This is a genomic window from Mucilaginibacter sp., assembly GCF_025359345.1.
In the GTDB taxonomy this organism is placed as follows: Bacteria; Bacteroidota; Bacteroidia; order Sphingobacteriales; family Sphingobacteriaceae; genus Mucilaginibacter.
In genome coordinates, this window is sequence record NZ_JANYGQ010000034.1 from 135,485 (window position 1) to 151,224 (window position 15,740).

Annotated in this window: 14 protein-coding genes; 8 read left to right on the forward strand and 6 right to left on the reverse strand. The window is 44.9% G+C overall.

Annotation, left to right across the window (positions count from 1 at the left end):
• Positions 1–77 precede the first annotated feature (77 nt).
• The 5 genes from Q0R52_RS24500 to Q0R52_RS24520 all read left to right on the forward strand — a co-directional run bounded on the left by Q0R52_RS24500 (position 78) and on the right by Q0R52_RS24520 (position 7,122).
• Positions 78–674, forward strand: a complete 597-nt coding sequence (locus Q0R52_RS24500; protein ID WP_295799918.1) for a hypothetical protein — start codon at positions 78–80, stop codon at positions 672–674.
• A 389-nt stretch (positions 675–1,063) separates the two neighbouring features.
• Entirely contained in the window at positions 1,064–1,708 is a 645-nt protein-coding gene (locus tag Q0R52_RS24505; protein ID WP_295799921.1) for a (2Fe-2S)-binding protein, read from the forward strand.
• Entirely contained in the window at positions 1,705–2,688 is a 984-nt protein-coding gene (locus Q0R52_RS24510; RefSeq protein ID WP_295799925.1) for a xanthine dehydrogenase family protein subunit M, read from the forward strand. The genes Q0R52_RS24505 and Q0R52_RS24510 overlap by 4 nt, the downstream gene beginning before the upstream one ends.
• Before the next feature lie 98 nt (positions 2,689–2,786).
• The gene (locus Q0R52_RS24515; RefSeq protein ID WP_295799926.1) at positions 2,787–4,940 is read left to right on the forward strand and encodes a xanthine dehydrogenase family protein molybdopterin-binding subunit; all 2,154 of its coding nucleotides are present in this window, start codon (positions 2,787–2,789) and stop codon (positions 4,938–4,940) included.
• 22 nt (positions 4,941–4,962) lie between these two features.
• A complete protein-coding gene (locus tag Q0R52_RS24520) occupies positions 4,963–7,122 on the forward strand; it encodes a xanthine dehydrogenase family protein molybdopterin-binding subunit (RefSeq protein ID WP_295799929.1) in 2,160 nt (719 codons plus the stop codon).
• Between the two features lie 185 nt (positions 7,123–7,307).
• Here the strand turns inward: Q0R52_RS24520 and Q0R52_RS24525 are convergent, their stop codons facing one another.
• From Q0R52_RS24525 to Q0R52_RS24545, 5 genes are all read right to left on the reverse strand, one after another.
• Positions 7,308–8,471 (reverse strand): hypothetical protein, encoded by a 1,164-nt coding sequence (locus tag Q0R52_RS24525; RefSeq protein WP_295799931.1) that lies wholly within the window; start codon positions 8,469–8,471, stop codon positions 7,308–7,310.
• Positions 8,468–9,451: a DUF2157 domain-containing protein gene (locus tag Q0R52_RS24530; RefSeq protein ID WP_295799934.1), complete on the reverse strand. Its 984-nt coding sequence runs from the start codon at positions 9,449–9,451 to the stop codon at positions 8,468–8,470. Before Q0R52_RS24530 ends, Q0R52_RS24525 begins: the two co-directional genes overlap by 4 nt.
• A gap of 266 nt (positions 9,452–9,717) precedes the next feature.
• Positions 9,718–10,830, reverse strand: coding sequence for a DNA polymerase IV (gene dinB, locus Q0R52_RS24535; protein WP_295799937.1), 1,113 nt, complete (start codon positions 10,828–10,830; stop codon positions 9,718–9,720).
• A 223-nt stretch (positions 10,831–11,053) separates the two neighbouring features.
• Positions 11,054–11,551 carry a hypothetical protein gene (locus Q0R52_RS24540; RefSeq protein ID WP_295799939.1) on the reverse strand — a complete coding sequence of 166 codons (498 nt, stop codon included), beginning with the start codon at positions 11,549–11,551 and terminating at the stop codon, positions 11,054–11,056.
• A gap of 92 nt (positions 11,552–11,643) precedes the next feature.
• Positions 11,644–12,816: a class I SAM-dependent RNA methyltransferase gene (locus Q0R52_RS24545; protein ID WP_295799942.1), complete on the reverse strand. Its 1,173-nt coding sequence runs from the start codon at positions 12,814–12,816 to the stop codon at positions 11,644–11,646.
• Positions 12,817–12,897: 81 nt separating this feature from the next.
• Here Q0R52_RS24545 and Q0R52_RS24550 point away from each other — a divergent pair, with 81 nt between their 5' ends.
• Entirely contained in the window at positions 12,898–13,260 is a 363-nt protein-coding gene (locus Q0R52_RS24550; RefSeq protein WP_252790081.1) for a DUF3127 domain-containing protein, read from the forward strand.
• Positions 13,261–13,414: 154 nt separating this feature from the next.
• Here the strand turns inward: Q0R52_RS24550 and Q0R52_RS24555 are convergent, their stop codons facing one another.
• Complete coding sequence (locus Q0R52_RS24555; protein ID WP_295799944.1) at positions 13,415–14,017, reverse strand: T9SS type A sorting domain-containing protein; 603 nt, start codon at positions 14,015–14,017, stop codon at positions 13,415–13,417.
• A gap of 230 nt (positions 14,018–14,247) precedes the next feature.
• On the opposite strand from Q0R52_RS24555, the gene Q0R52_RS24560 reads away from it, so the two are divergent.
• Positions 14,248–14,697, forward strand: a complete 450-nt coding sequence (locus Q0R52_RS24560) for a hypothetical protein (RefSeq protein WP_295799945.1) — start codon at positions 14,248–14,250, stop codon at positions 14,695–14,697.
• Positions 14,698–15,050: 353 nt separating this feature from the next.
• A partial coding sequence (locus tag Q0R52_RS24565) for an IS1595 family transposase (protein WP_295799947.1) occupies positions 15,051–15,740 on the forward strand: 690 nt, incomplete at its 3' end.

Below are 15,740 nucleotides of genomic sequence, written 5' to 3' on the forward strand. Positions count from 1 at the left end.
AGAACAAAATCTCGTAGAGACGCCCCGAACTATCGGGCGTCTCTACTTATAATAAACTGATATTAACCTAAACAAATATGAATGACAAATCACAATTAATACCCGCTGTAGCAGTAAAAGGCATTGCAACCGGCTTGCTGATGATGGCGGGCTTTACCATGATATGGACGGGCATTGCCTTTAGCGGATTGCATGGCACAGTGCAGGCGTGGGGGCTAATTGTGTTCCCTTTTTTGGCGATAAGCTTTGTTATAAAGGGAATCAAACTGTTTGGCATTGCAAAACTACACCCGGCGATAGAGTCGGAAGCAGATAAGGCCGAGGGCAAAAAGATGGGCATGTGGTTCGGCATTATTTTCGGTGCTGAAGGCCTGCTAATTTTTATTGCGGTTAATGTGGTTGTCAATCTTGGTCATCCTGAATTAACAATACCTGCAATTGCGCTGGTGGTGGGCCTGCATTTTTTCCCGCTGGCCAAAGTATTTAAGCGTACCCTTGATTATTACCTGGCAACGTGGAGCACTATCATAGCTGTTTTGGCTATCGTATTCAGCTTAAATCATACACTTACCCAAGCTGGGGTGGCTGCATTTACCGGTGGTGGCTTGGCGGTGGCAACATCATGCTATGGTTTGTTTATGATGTATAAGGGGAACAGGCTGAATAGTTACTAATATCTTCGAACTACAATCAAATTAGTGCGTGCCGGCTAAATTTGGCTAAAGCCATTCATCGCTAGCATGTTCCCCGTCACTTGAAAGTGACGGCAATGAATTCTCGCTCTACATATCTTTTCATTGCCGTCCGGCTTTAGCCGACGGATAAATAAAATTCCGATTCCGGCTTCAGCCAAATTCTACCATAACCGAATTAGCTACATTGGTTCTCCATCAAAAAAGGCAATCCTAAAATCCTATAAATCCAAAGAATCTTAGTTTATTAAATGCCTATGTAAAAGCATTGTATAAAATAAAACATAACGCATTTTTTGTAAATTCTTTGTTCCTGCTACCCGGGGTAAGCAAAAAAGTCCCTAACTTGTCCTTTCATAAAGCTATTATCTATGGAAGACGAAAAAGACTATGCTTTGCCCGAATTTGATACCGGAGAAAAGGATAATTCCCGCCGTAATTTCTTGAAGCAAAGCACGTTGTTAACGGCAATTGCGTTAACTCCCGGTACTGCCATTAAGGCCGCTGACATGCGGGTGGACGAAAAAATTGCCGAAGCATTTGAAAAAATGCCTGTAAAGCTTGAAGTAAACGGCGTCGCCCATAATCTATCGGTTGAGCCGCGCGCTACCTTGCTTGATATCCTGCGCGAACAGCTCGACCTTACCGGCACCAAAAAAGGCTGCGACCATGGCCAATGCGGCGCATGTACCGTTCATGTTGACGGACACCGGGTAAACAGTTGTTTAACGCTTGGCGTAATGGCCAGCGGCAAAAAGATAACCACTATTGAGGGTCTTGCCAAGGGCGACGAGCTGCACCCCATGCAGGAAGCCTTTTTAAAGCACGACGGCTTTCAATGCGGGTATTGCACCCCAGGGCAAATTATGTCGGCCGTGGCTTGCATACGCGAGGGACATGCCAATTCGGAAATGGAAATACGCGAATATATGAGCGGGAATATCTGCCGCTGCGGGGCTTATCCAAACATTGTTAACGCCATACAGGAAGTTAAGGAAGGGGGACATGCCGTATGAAAGCATTTCAATACACCCGCGCAACCACGCAACAAAGTGCAATTGACGCTATTGCCAAACCCGGTACAAAAATCATAGCAGGCGGTACCAATTTGATCGACCTGATGAAACGCGGCGTTATCGCGCCCGATAAACTGGTTGATATTAACCAATTGCCCCTGAACAGTATTTCTGTGAATAAATTAGGCCACCTGCACATTGGGGCACTGGCTTTAAACAGTGCCGTGGCAGAAGCCAACCTTGTTAAAGATCTGCAGCCGCTGCTGGCGATGGCGCTTAACGCAGGGGCCTCACCGCAATTGCGTAATATGGCCACAGTTGGCGGCAATATGATGCAGCGCACCCGTTGTGCTTATTTTTACGACACCACAATGCCATGTAATAAACGGGAGCCCGGCTCAGGATGCGGGGCTATCGGGGGGTATAACAGGATGCACGCTATTTTTGGCGCAAGCGATAAATGTATTGCCGTGCACCCAAGCGATATGTGCGTGGCTTTGGCGGCGCTGGATGCTACTGTAACAGTAAGTGGTCGCAAAGGTCAGCGGCTTATTCCTTTTACCGAGTTTCACCGTTTGCCTGGTGAGCATCCTGAAATGGACAATACCCTCGCCGCTGGCGAACTAATTACAGGCATTAGCATACCAAATAATAATTTCGCCAAAAACAGCTACTATTTAAAAATACGCGACAGGCAATCCTATGCTTTTGCGTTGACGTCGGTTGCTGCTGCTTTGGAAATTAGCAATGGCACAATAAAGCAATCCCGTTTGGCGATGGGCGGTGTGGCGCATAAGCCATGGCGTTTGTTTGATGCCGAGAAAGCGCTAATTGGCAAACCTGCAACAGAAGAAAGCTTCAAACAAGCTGCCGAAATAGCCATGCAAGGCGCAAAAGCCTACGAATACAATAAATTTAAACTAAAACTTGCCCCGGCTACCTTAGTTGAAGCGCTGAAACATGCGGCAGGGTTGGTGTAGGTTGCAGTAAGTTGTAAAGGTTGTAATTGTTGTAAAGGTTCGAAAGGCACTTTACTTCAATAATGAAGCTGATAGTATCCCCTTTTACCAATGACACAATGACTAATGACACAATGACGAAAGGAATGAGCCGTATCGACGGACGATTAAAGGTTACCGGCGCGGCTAGGTATTCGGCGGAATTTACACCTGCCGGGATGGTTTATGCCGTACTGGTTGGCAGTACCATAACCAAAGGCACCATCCGGTCAATCGATACCAAAGCAGCCGAAAAGGCGCCCGGGGTGTTGGCTGTTATCACTCATATTAATTCGCCCAAAATAGCAGGTTACCGGGTTGAGCCGGGCAAGCAAGAGCCTGCAAAAGGCACGTACAAGCTTTTTTATAACAATAAAATATTATTTAACGGCCAGCCAATTGCCGTAGTCATTGCCAATACATTCGAGCGCGCGCAATATGCAGCCTCGTTGGTTAAGGCGCAATATATTGCCGATACACATCAAACCAAATTAGCTGAAAACACCGCAAAGGCATTTGCACCTGAAGGTGATGGAAAAAAAACACGCGGCATTGCCGATGCCTGGAAAACTGCGCCTGTAAAGCTGGAGCAGGAGTACATTATTCCGTCCGAAACACATAGTCCGATGGAACTGCATGCCATAATTGCCAAGTGGGATGCCCCTGATAAATTGACCGTTTGGACCAAAACCCAGGGTGTACAGGATACGCAGGACGGCATTGCCAATATATTTAAACTGCCAAAAGCTAATATACAGGTAAACTCCAAATTTGTAGGCGGCGCCTTTGGCAGTGCCCTGCAGGTTTGGCCGCACGAAGTGGCCGCTATTTTGGCTGCACAAGTGGTTAAACGCCCGGTTAAACTGGTGCTTGGCAGGGCAGATATGTTTACCTCTGTAGGTTACCGCCCACATACCTGGCAAAAAATTGGCATTGGCGCAAATGCCGACGGCAAACTGGTCGGTATTACCCACGAGGCCAACGGTCAGACATCCACCTATGAAGATTTCAACGAAGGCCCGGCAGGAGTAAGCCATTCAACCTATGCTTGTCCCAATGTAAACACCATTTATAAAATTACCCCGCTTGATATTGGTTCGCCAACCTGGATGCGCGGGCCCGGTGAAGCTACAGGTGCGTTCGCGCTGGAATCGGCACTGGATGAACTTTCTTACGCGCTGAATATCGACCCTATTGAGTTGCGCATAATAAACAACGCTGAAACCGACCCTGATAATGGCAAACCATTTTCGAGCAAATATTTAAAAGAAGCTTATAAGCTTGGTGCCGACGGCATCGGCTGGAGCGACAGGAAAGCAAAACCGGCATCCGTAACAAAAAATGGTTGGCTGGAGGGTTACGGCATGGCAGTCGGCATGTTTGGCGCCTATCGCGATAAAGCTTCGGCCAGAGCCATTATGATGGCCGACGGCACGTTAATTATACAAACCGCCGTAAGCGACATCGGCCCCGGTACCGGCACCGCGATGGTAACTATCGCATCAGATATCATGGGCATACCTGCCGATAAAATCAGGTTTGATATGGGCGATTCGTCGCTGCCGCAGGCGCCAAGCCAGGGAGGCTCGTCTACAACAGCAACTGTTGGTTCGGCTGTGTACCAGGCCTGTACCGATTTAAAGGAAAACTTTCAAAAACTAATCGGAAATGGCGGCACAGATAAGCCTGACTATGTTGCCGTATTGAAAAAGAATAACCTGCCAAAACTGGAAGTAACATCAGCGGTGTCGGGCGGACCCGAGATGGAAAAATATGCCATGTACTCGTGGTCGGTTCATTTTATTAAAGTGTTGGTGCACCCCGCCACAGGCGTTGTAAAGGTTGATAAAGCCGTTTGCGTTGCCGATTCGGGGCATATTGTTAGCCCCAAGACCGCCCGCAGCCAGATTGTTGGCGGAGCCATCGGCGGCATAGGCATGGCGTTGATGGAAGAAGTGATTATCGACCATAGGTATGGTCGCCTGGTGAACAACAGCTTTGCCGATTATCATTTACCGGTTAATGCCGATATCCCCCAAATTGAGGCCCTGTTTGTGAACAAACCCGACCCCTACCTTAACCCCATGGGGGCAAAAGGCATGGGCGAAATCGCCCTGATAGGTATGGCCGCTGCAGTGGCGAATGCAGTGTTTAACGCAACCGGAAAAAGGATACGGGAATTGCCTATTACGCCGGATAAGTTGGTGGGAATGGAGAATTTGTTGGAAAGTTGAAATGTTGTAAAGTTGGAATGTTATGAAAGTTAAAGAGATTATAGGGCAAATAACCGATGACATAATGACCAATGACCCAATGGCAAAAGAGGGATTAAGCCGTGTTGACGGCCGCCTGAAAGTTACCGGCCGGGCTAAATACTCTGCCGAATATAAAGTAAAAGATTTGGTCTATGGCGTACTGGTTGGCAGTACCATTACCAAAGGGACTATAAAATCAATCGACACAAAAAAAGCGGAAGCCGCGCCGGGTGTACTTTCAGTGCTTACCTGTTTTAATGCACCCAAAATTCCGGGGTACCAAACCGATACGCCCACGCCTAAAGGGCCGCTCAAAATATTTTATAACGACCAGGTATATTTTAACGGCCAGCCTATTGCTTTGGTTGTGGCCGATACTTTTGAGCGGGCTTTGTTCGCTGCCTCGCGGGTAAGCGCAGTTTATGAATCCGGCCCACATCAAACTAATTTAAAAGATAACATTAGTACTGCCGTTGCTCCTGGCCGTGGTAAAGATTTCGTAAAAGGCGTAGAGGATACCTGGAACATGGCGCCGGTAAAAATTCAACAGGAATATACCATCCCCACCGAAGTGCATAACCCCATGGAGTTACACGCCACAATTGCCCGCTGGGACGCGGACGACAAGATAACCGTTTATACCAAAACACAGGGTGTAAAATCAACCCAGCGCAGCATTGCCCAGGCATTTAAACTCCCGCCCGAAAATGTGCAGGTGACCGCCCCTTTTGTTGGCGGAGCGTTTGGCGCAGCTTTGCGCACGTGGCCGCACGAGATTGCGGCTGTATTGGCTGCCAAAGTGGTGGGCAAACCCGTTAAGCTGGTTTTAAGCCGTGCCGATATGTTTACATCGGTAGGTTATCGCCCATATACCTGGCAAAAGGTGAGCATTGGCGCTAATCCGGACGGAAAACTGGTTGGCATTACACATGAGGCAACCGGACAATCATCGGTATATGAAGATTTTACTGAAGGCGTGGTTAACATCAGTCAGCTGATGTATGCAAGCCCGAATATAAATACACGTTACAAAATAGTATCGCTTAACGTAAATACCCCGACGCCGATGCGCGGACCAGGAGAGGCGACTGGCGCTTTTGCGTTGGAATCAGCGATGGACGAGCTGTCTTATCAATTAAACATCGATCCCATTGATTTCCGCATGCGAAATTATGCCGAAACCGACCCCGGTAACGACAAGCCTTACAGCAGCAAGTTTTTAAGCGAAGCTTACAAGATAGGCGCTGAAAAAATAGGTTGGACTAATCGTAATCAAAAGCCGGGCGCAGTTACCGAAAACGGCTGGCTGGCCGGCTACGGTATGGCGGCAGGTATGTTTGGCGCACACCGCAGCTCGGCAACGGTACTGGCGCGCATGATGGCTGACGGCACGCTGGTTTTGCAAACAGCAGTAACCGATATCGGTCCTGGAACGGGCACGGCGATGGTATCCATAGCATCTGAAGTTATGGGCATACCCGCCGAAAAGATTAAGTTTGATATGGGCGATTCGTCGCTGCCGCCATCGCCAACGCAGGGCGGCTCACAGATAACATCTACCGTCGGTTCGGCGGTGCATGATGCCTGTGTCGAGCTTAAAGAGAAATTCAAATCAATGGCAGGCAATATTGATGCCACCAACTATACACAAATACTAAAGCAACAAAACCTCGACAAGCTGGAAGTGACTACTTCATCAAAAGGCGGCGCCGAGCAAGGTAAATATGCTATGTATTCGTGGTCGGTACATTTTATGAAGGTGCTGGTGCATCCAACTACCGGTGTGGTTAAAATCAATAAGGCAATATCTGTTGCCGATGCAGGGCTTATCATTAGCCCCAAAACTGCCCGCAGCCAGATGATAGGCGGCACCATTATGGGTATAGGCATGGCGCTAACCGAAGAAGCAATTATCGACCACCGCTACGGCCGCCTGGTAAACAACAACTTTGCCGATTATCATGTACCTGTACAGGCTGACATACCCCAGGTTGAAGCCTACTTTGTAAATAAAGCCGATACCATCCTCAATCCCATCGGCGCCAAAGGCATGGGCGAAATTGCCACTATAGGTGTAGCCGCCGCAGTTGCCAATGCCGTTTATAACGCAACCGGGAAACGGGTAAGGGAATTACCGATAACGCCGGATAAGTTGGTGTGAGTTGTACAATCTACCGTCATTGCGAGGAACGAAGCAACCTCTACATAGGACAGTTACGAAACTTAATGATTGTGGCGACCTAAATGCGGCTGATAGGTCACCACAACGCTATTACTTCATGATTGGCATGCGTAGAGGTTGCTTCGTTCCTCGCAATGACGAGTTAAATAAGCTCATTTCAATGACTAAAATCCCCCACTCGAGCCACCACCCCCAAAATCGCCACCGCCAAATTCCGCACCATCGTTTGCAGGTGCTGTGGGTGTGTGACTAAACGTCTCGGCAACAATCAGCGATTCAATTTTAAGATGATCCAGCGCATTCACCTTGTCCGGTTCCGCACAGGTGAAACCATGTTTAGGTTTTTTAAGGTAGCGCATTATGGCATACACAATACTAAGCAGTGCAAGCCCGGCAATAGTCAACATCACGTCGACCGGCAACAGGTGATAATAATTACGAAAAGTCAAAACTGCCGCAGTAACCAGCAGCAGACCCGTGCGCAACAGTATCGCATTTTTTTGTTTGAGACCAAAACCGATATAAACAAAGGGCACTGCAATAGTCCACACCCAAAACAAAACACCGAATGCAACCGGCCCGGTTTGATTCATCATTTCGACGCTTAGGGTAGCAATAATATAATAGTTACCGGCGGCGTACAGCGCTATTAAACTTAAAATTTGTACTACTCCAAAACAATTAGCGTAATTTATCACTTCTTTTCTACTACCGTATTTGCGCGCCGACCAATAAATCGCCCCCGAAACCAGCATCATAATAAACGGCGCAGTTGATACACCTGCCACCCTCGTCCAATACAAAAACACCATCCACAAAAACGAGGCACAACATACGGCAACCGCAAGCATATCTGCAAAGCGGATGGTTAAATAAAGCGTTAGCAGGAAAACAAGTATCGCCATGGGCAGAAAACCAGGCGCTTCGGTAGTTTTATGCAAAAACATAGCAAAGCCGCCAATAAACGCGCAGCCTGCTGTAAATAACAGCGCATCATCAACACCCGAGCGAAAGTGATACTTTGCGTTTATCATTAATTCTAAAGCGCCATAACTTAGTAATCCCAGGAAAATAGCCCAGCCACCCGTCTCCGCAATGTTTCCGCCGGCAGCTATCAGGCTTAACAACCCATCTGCAAATAAAACTATGATACAGGTAACTATAAACAGACCTACCCGTACAAAAATATTGGGGCTGTAAAACCCAACCGCGTATTTCTCAGCAATGGCATTAAATTCGTCATGGCTTATGTTGCCGCGTTCAACGTTGTCTTTAACTTGCTGTTGCAAACGCAGGTTGGCAAGCCACGTTTTGTTATATGCTATCATGGCGTTTTCAATTTTTTATTAAGGTTGATAAGCAAAAATATCATTCCGATACCCGATCCGATAAAATAAAGGAACATGAGGTATATCGCGCCAATATCCCCGGCGGTGGCGAGCACCCTTACTACCAGGCAGCTTATAGCGATATAGCTGTACAAGGCTACCAACAACAAAAAGTAAAATGAGCTGTTTTTAAATGCATCGTTATACATCACTACAGACAATATCGCTATGCCAATCATCCACCCAAATGCGGCAAATGAATCGTAAAAAAGGAAATAGCCCGCCAGCAGAGCTATATAAGTAACGTGTATGCCGTAATGCTGGTAGCTAAATTTGAAGTGCCTTTTGAAGTTAAAACATTGCGAAGCCCAACCGGCAAATACCAATATCAGTCCCAATGCCAGATAGGTAAAAACAATGGTTTGGCTGTTGAAATCGCTATGTAATAAAAGTTCTTTCGGGGTTACGGTAACGCCCATCCAAACGGCTAAGTTGGCAATTGCCAGGCTCAGGATGCCCAAATGGTCGAAATAATAAGCGATAAAAAACAACGCCAGCATAGGTATTAGTGTGGCCATACCGTAATGCGTACCGAATACATTGTACTGATACTGCAGGTAGCCAACAAAAGTAACCAGGCTGATGCTGCCCAGTAATAAGATATAATCAAAAAACGAATTAGGGGCCCCTACCCTTGTTATATTGAACGGAAGTTTTGTTCTAAAACAATAAACGAAACACCCGGCGCTTATCAATGCGATCAGCCCCAGCACAAACTGGTGCCCAATGGTGTCGATATTCTCGTAAATAAGCAAACCCAAGCCGCCCGTAAGCAATAGTACACCTATATACAGCAGCGTTCGTATCTCCCAATGTAAGGAAAATAGCACGGGTTCCTGTTCGCGCAGCATTGTTTTTGTAAACGATTCGTCGCTTATCAAACCTTCGGCGTGCAGATTGGTGTAAAGATTATTATCCATTAAGGCTTTGTGGTTGATTGATCAAGTATACTGAAGATAATTGGGATTATTGAAAAGAATATTGGCGTTGGTTGATATCCAATTTATACCAAGTAACCTTATCGTCATTGCGAGGAACGAAGCAATCTCTACGCAGGACAGTAACGAAACTTGACGATTGTGGCGACCTAAAAGCGGCTGATAGGCCACCACAAAGTTCTTGATTCTTGATTAGCATATGCAAAGGCTGCTTCGTTCCTCGCAATGACGGCTGGATGAGAATTACTTTAAAACGGAAACAAACTCAGCTGATCCGTTTGCTTTTCTTCTTTAGCGCGGACCACCACCTCGCCAAAATTAGATAACGATATGCCCAGCAGCCTGATTCGTTTGTCCTCCGGTTCCGTTGCAGCAAGCAGCCGTTTGGCGGTGGCGCTTATAGTCTCCAAATCGCTAATGCCCGTGGCGAATGACTGGTTGCGGGTTATTTGCTTAAAATCGCTGTACTTTATTTTAAGGGTAACGGTGCGGCCCTTTAGCTGGTAGTGCTGCAAACGGGTACAAACAATGACGGCAATTTTGTCCAACTCGGCCTCCATTTCTTCAATGGTGGTCAGGTCGTAGGCAAATGTATCTTCGGCAGCTAAGGATTTTGTTTCGCGGTGGGGCTGTACTTCGCGGTTATCTATCCCCCGCACTATATTAAAATAAAAGCGGCCCACTTTGCCGAAATGTTTGGTGAGCTCAACTTCAGTCAGTTTTTTTAAATCATCGCCGGTATGCAGGCCCATGTTTTTCATTTTTTGGGCGGTTACCTTGCCTACGCCAAAAAACTTCTCAACCGGCAATTTTTCCATAAAACTCTCAATTGCCGACGGTCCAATAAACTTCAAACCGTCGGGCTTATTAATGTCCGAGGCAATTTTGGCAACAAATTTATTTATGGACACCCCGGCCGATGCAGTTAGCTGTAATTCGTCCTTAATAGCCTGTTTTATTTGCTGCGCGATTTCGATGGCCGAACCGATGTTTAGTTTATCGCTGGTTACGTCGAGGTAAGCCTCATCCAGCGACAGCGGTTCAATCAAATCGGTGTACCGGCTGAATATCTCCCTGATTTTTCGCGAAACATCCTTATAAGCATCAAACCTGGGCCGCACAAACAGCGCATGCGGACAAAGCTGCAACGCCTGCTTTGATGACATTGCCGACCGGATACCAAATTTACGGGCCTCGTAGCTGGCCGTGGCAACCACGCCACCGCGGCCTTGCGGCAGGCCGCCTACAACGAGGGGTTTACCACGATATTCCGGGTTATCGCGCTGTTCAACCGACGCGTAAAACGCATCCATATCAATATGGATGATTTTTCGAAGTATTTGAACGGGCGCGTTTTCCATCTGCTATACAAATATAACAGGTAAAAATTAATGGTGGAGGTTGGTATTGTGCCCTGGTAGCGCATCAGCAGCAATTTGGCTAAAGCCGCTTAATCATCGGCCATAGAGCCGTTCCTTAAAAGGAACGGCAATGAATAACTTCGTTCCTTTTTATTGCCGTCCGGCTTTAGCCGACGGATAAAAATAAAAACAACGGAGGGGCTTTAGCCCAATTTAGGCCGCTCTACAAAACAACTTCGTAATTAATAGTAACCGCAGGTAATAAGGTTACCATATCAAGCGGTATCTGGTTGTTCGAATAAATCGGCTTTTTGTTGCGGTAATTGGTAAGGGCAGCTTTCGCAAGGTCGGCATCATCAACTTCGGGTAGGTTGTAGCGTATGTAAAAAGGCACCACAAAATCATGGGTTTTCTCCTTAGCATCAATAACCCATTTTCCGGCCGATTTTCTTAACGCATCATTTACCGGTATGGTTAAGTAAGCATCATCAGCATAATAGATAATGGTTTTACTTACGTCGCCTTTATCGTCGGCGGTAAATTTTAACATTACCACGCCGGTAACGCGCCGTTTAATAATTTCCTGTGGGATGGATACACTGTCCTTAAAAAACTTTGTCATGGCATCTTTGCCTCCCTTAAAAGGGAATGCAGCCTGTTTTTGTGCAAAACAGCTAACTGATACTAATAAGGCTATTGCTAATACTGTAATTTTCTTCATTTAATAATTAATAGTGAGCATTGAATTTGTGATAACGCATAATCACGATTTATGTTTATCCGGCACTCAAAATTCAAACTCAATTAATCACCTTAAACCTCTTTTGGCTCGCGTTTGCTGCCAGTGTAAAGCTCATATTCCAACAACCGGCAGTCGAGCTTGCCGTTGTAAAACTCTATGCGGCGCGATGCTTTTAATCCAATAACTTTTGCCAGGTCGGGGTTGCCGGTAAATACATAACCACGGTAGCCCAGGCAGTCTTTTTTCATAAAATCGCCAATGCGCTTGTAGGTAGCTTCCAGTTTGGTATGTACACCCAGGCGTTCGCCATATTCAGGGTTAAACATAATAACACCCGGTTCTTCGGGCACAGGCGTGTCGGCAAAATCGCAAACACTAAACTCAATCAGGTGATCCACGCCTGCGGTTTTGGCATTTTTTTGTGAGATATCTATTGCATCTTCCGAAATATCGGTGGCTATAATTTTAAAGCCGGTTTCTTTTTTTGCTTTATCTTTCAGTTTGCGGCGTTCGGTAAAAAACACCGTTTCGTCATAACCCATTATGTGCATAAAGCCATAATTCATCCTGAACAGGCCAGGATGCTTGTCGGTAGCCAGCAAAGCAGCCTCTATTGCCAACGTGCCTGAACCGCACATGGGGTTAATGAAAGTGCTTTTCCTATCCCAGTTGGTAGCCATTATGGTTGATGTGGCCAAAGCCTCCAGCATTGGGGCCTTTCCCGGAATTTTACGATAACTGTGTTTGGCCAATGTTTCGCCCGATGTATCCAAAAATATATCGGCCTCGCTATCCTGCCAGTACAGGTGCACTACAGTTTTATTAGCTTCGGCGCCCGAATTCGGCCTTATACCCTTTACAGATTTTATCCTGTCGACTATGGCATCCTTAACCTTCACATTTGCGAAAAGCGGTGTAAGAATATGTTCGTTATTTACGTTCGAGGTTACCGAAAAATACCCTGAAAAGTCAATGAGTTGCTCCCATTCAATGGTTAGCAGTTCTTCGTAAAGTTCTTTGGGGTCGGCAGCTTTAAAGCTTTTTATTAAATAAAGCACCTGGCTGGCGCAGCGCAGGTTTAAATTAAGCGCTATACAATCGGTAACGGTGCCCAAAAGCTCAACGCCGGTTTGAAAAACGCGAACGGGCTTAAAGCCTAAATCTTCAACCTCCTGCTGCAGGTAAGGCGATAACCTTTTGTTGCAGGTTATGATTATTTTATTTTCAGTGTGGAAAACTTGCATGATATTGTGCGAATTTATGAATTAAATACGCTCGATTTTACTTCTTAACTATTAACTTTACATTTTAAATTTTTTTGAATTATGGAAGTTAAGGGTAAAGTACACGAAGTAGGGCCAACTGCACAGGTAACCGAGTCGTTAAAAAAGAGAGAACTGATACTTGAATATATTGAAAATCCGCAATACCCGGAGTATTTAAAGTTTGAAGCGATACAAGACCGCTGCAATTTGCTCGACAATGTTAAGACTGGTGATGACGTTGAAGTATTCTTCAATTTAAAAGGCCGTCCATGGACAGACAAAACAGGCAAGAAGAGTTATTTCAACTCGATGCAGCTTTGGAAAATAAACGTATTGGCCGGAGCCGGAGCCGCTTCCACCCCTGAATATGCCCCGCCAGCTGACATTAGCGCAACGCCTGATGAGGATGATCTTCCTTTCTAAGATAAGTTTGCAGTTGCCGGTCGGCAGTTTGCAGTGATAAAAACTGAAAAGCCATTTGCTTAATTGCAAATGGCTTTCTTTTTAGCTTTGGGTTCAACAAACTAACAGCTGTAAAATCGCGAATTTATCTTTTGTGGCAACAGCCTACAGCAAACTATTCCTCCTTCATTATCCGCTTCAGCGAAATATTTTTGCCTTGTTTTACCTGTAGATAGTAAACACCATTTAGCCCTAATGCAAAGCTTTTGCTGAAAGCGCCGTTAGCTGTTTTTTCAGTCCAAAGGGTTTTTCCCTCACTGTCGCTTAATTTTACAACAGCTGGAGCCTTTGTTGCCAGGTCAAACGTTAACAAAATTTTGCCGCTCGAAAATTGCGGCGAAATGTTTAAATCTTTAATATCAAATTTAGGCCCTTCTACATACTCCATCCGCTTTAAATCATCGTCAGTTGCTTCTGAAACGTGGAAGGTAAGGTGTGTTACAACGCCGTCGTTATTGGTGTTTTCGTAATCGAAATTTTGGGTATTGCGGCGTTCGTGCCTGCGCATTTCCCGCATCGGCATGCGGTTAAAGCTCCGTTCGCCCGGTCGTACATCATCCGGGTTTTCATCGTTAAAGCGATAGCTGAAAGTCATTTTTTTGTTCCCGTCGCCCATTCTTCCACGCCTTGTCATTACCACCAGGCTGTCTTCAGCAATCAGGTGCCTGCCCATCATCGGCCCATCGCCATTTCCCTGTCCCCGTCTTCTGAATTCCATGCGCATTGTTTTTCCGCCGGTGGTATCAAGCCGTTTAAAAAAATGGTAACTATATATTAGTTGGGACAAAGGTAAATTAAAAATTTCGCATCATATGCAAATAGCCCCGAATGTCAAAAACGTTCGGGGTTTTATATTGTCTTTAATTGTGTAAATAAAAAAATATTTTTTTATTTTGTTTTCCTAAATTGTTTTTTGTTATGTTTGTACCGATAAACAATATTAAACCAATGGAAGATTTTGTTACACATTTAAAAAAGGAAAGAGATAGACTATTAAATCTTCTTTCGTCTGTTAATAATCTTTTGGCTGAATATGACAAGGGAGAAAAATCAACAGTAAGCAAAACCGAAATTACAGCAACGCAAAATACACAACCTGGTCCGCGTAAGCCTAAAAAAGCATCCTCACTAAAAGATAGTGTTAAGAATGTAGTATTGTCACTATCTGAATTTACAAGGTCAACAGAGATAACGGCTATGTTAGTAGACTTGTATCCCGACAAAGCAAATAATGATAAATTTCAAGTGCAGGTATCGGGTATCCTTAGCGATTTAGGTAAATCAAACCTAATTGGTAAATATCAATTTTCCGGAAGCAAAAAAGATACACTTTGGGGTAAAACTGAATGGTTAAATAGCGATGGAACTGCAAAAGATGGATTTTTCAACATTATATAATAAAAGAGGCGACAAAATTGCCGCCTCAAATAAGATACTTAGTAGGGTGTGGCTCCGTACAGCAAAGTTAAATGCTAATACTGTAGACCACATTAGAGTTGCAAATGGTACGAATAGCCTCATTAACTATGAGTAAACGTTGCCAGTAGTCACTCTGAACAGTGCAGGTTTTGCTTCAAGGGCGATAAAAAAGGCTATCCGAAAGGATGGCCTTTCCTGTTTTGTTTAAAACAAACGTAACAACTTTAATTCAATTTTACAAATACAGGCAAAAAAAGCAAAAGTATTTTCAAATAAATTAGGAAGTTATTGGGACAAATTATTATATTTGTATAAGCAAACAAAGAAACACAATGGCAACTCAATTTAAATCCCTGATACAAGTTTTAGACTTCTTTAAAGATGAAACAACTTGTGTAAAATACTTAGCTGCATCACGTTGGGATAATGAGCCAGCTTGCCCACATTGCGGTAATGTTGGTGCTTACATTACCAACAGGGGTTACAAATGCAAGGCTAAAGAATGCCACAAAAAATTCACTGTAACTACAGGTACTATTTTTGAAAACACAAAGATTTCATTACGTTTATGGTTTGCTGCAATGTATCTGTGTACCGCACACAAAAAAGGGATTTCATCTTTACAGTTAAGCAGGGATTTAAATATCACTCAAAAAACAGCTTGGTTTTTATTACACCGCATACGTGAAATGTTAGCAAACAATGAAGCTACACAATTAGAAGGTGGTATTGAGGTTGACGAAACTTTCGTAGGTGGCAAAAACAAAAACCGCCACGCTAACAAAAAAATTGATGGTTCGCAAGGCCGTAGCGCTGCCGATAAAACTCCTGTTATTGGTATCGCTCAAAAATCAGAATATACAATTGTAGAACGTGACCATAAAGTAATTAAAGGCCGTAAAGTTCAAGAGCGTATTTATACAAAATACTCAAACGTTACTTTACAAGTTGTGTCTGATACATCAGCCGAAACATTACACCCTATTATGTTCAAAAATGTAAAGGCTGATAGCAAAATAGTA

What these genes read in the sequence shown, in the direction of transcription:
- Q0R52_RS24500 (WP_295799918.1), top strand. Translation starts at nt 78, where the DNA reads ATGAATGACAAATCACAATTAATACCCGCTGTAGCAGTAAAAGGCATT.
- Q0R52_RS24505 (WP_295799921.1), top strand. Translation starts at nt 1,064, where the DNA reads ATGGAAGACGAAAAAGACTATGCTTTGCCCGAATTTGATACCGGAGAA.
- Q0R52_RS24510 (WP_295799925.1), top strand. Translation starts at nt 1,705, where the DNA reads ATGAAAGCATTTCAATACACCCGCGCAACCACGCAACAAAGTGCAATT.
- Q0R52_RS24515 (WP_295799926.1), top strand. Translation starts at nt 2,787, where the DNA reads ATGACTAATGACACAATGACGAAAGGAATGAGCCGTATCGACGGACGA.
- Q0R52_RS24520 (WP_295799929.1), top strand. Translation starts at nt 4,963, where the DNA reads ATGAAAGTTAAAGAGATTATAGGGCAAATAACCGATGACATAATGACC.
- Q0R52_RS24525 (WP_295799931.1), bottom strand. Translation starts at nt 8,471, where the DNA reads ATGATAGCATATAACAAAACGTGGCTTGCCAACCTGCGTTTGCAACAG.
- Q0R52_RS24530 (WP_295799934.1), bottom strand. Translation starts at nt 9,451, where the DNA reads ATGGATAATAATCTTTACACCAATCTGCACGCCGAAGGTTTGATAAGC.
- dinB (WP_295799937.1), bottom strand. Translation starts at nt 10,830, where the DNA reads ATGGAAAACGCGCCCGTTCAAATACTTCGAAAAATCATCCATATTGAT.
- Q0R52_RS24540 (WP_295799939.1), bottom strand. Translation starts at nt 11,551, where the DNA reads ATGAAGAAAATTACAGTATTAGCAATAGCCTTATTAGTATCAGTTAGC.
- Q0R52_RS24545 (WP_295799942.1), bottom strand. Translation starts at nt 12,816, where the DNA reads ATGCAAGTTTTCCACACTGAAAATAAAATAATCATAACCTGCAACAAA.
- Q0R52_RS24550 (WP_252790081.1), top strand. Translation starts at nt 12,898, where the DNA reads ATGGAAGTTAAGGGTAAAGTACACGAAGTAGGGCCAACTGCACAGGTA.
- Q0R52_RS24555 (WP_295799944.1), bottom strand. Translation starts at nt 14,017, where the DNA reads ATGGAATTCAGAAGACGGGGACAGGGAAATGGCGATGGGCCGATGATG.
- Q0R52_RS24560 (WP_295799945.1), top strand. Translation starts at nt 14,248, where the DNA reads ATGGAAGATTTTGTTACACATTTAAAAAAGGAAAGAGATAGACTATTA.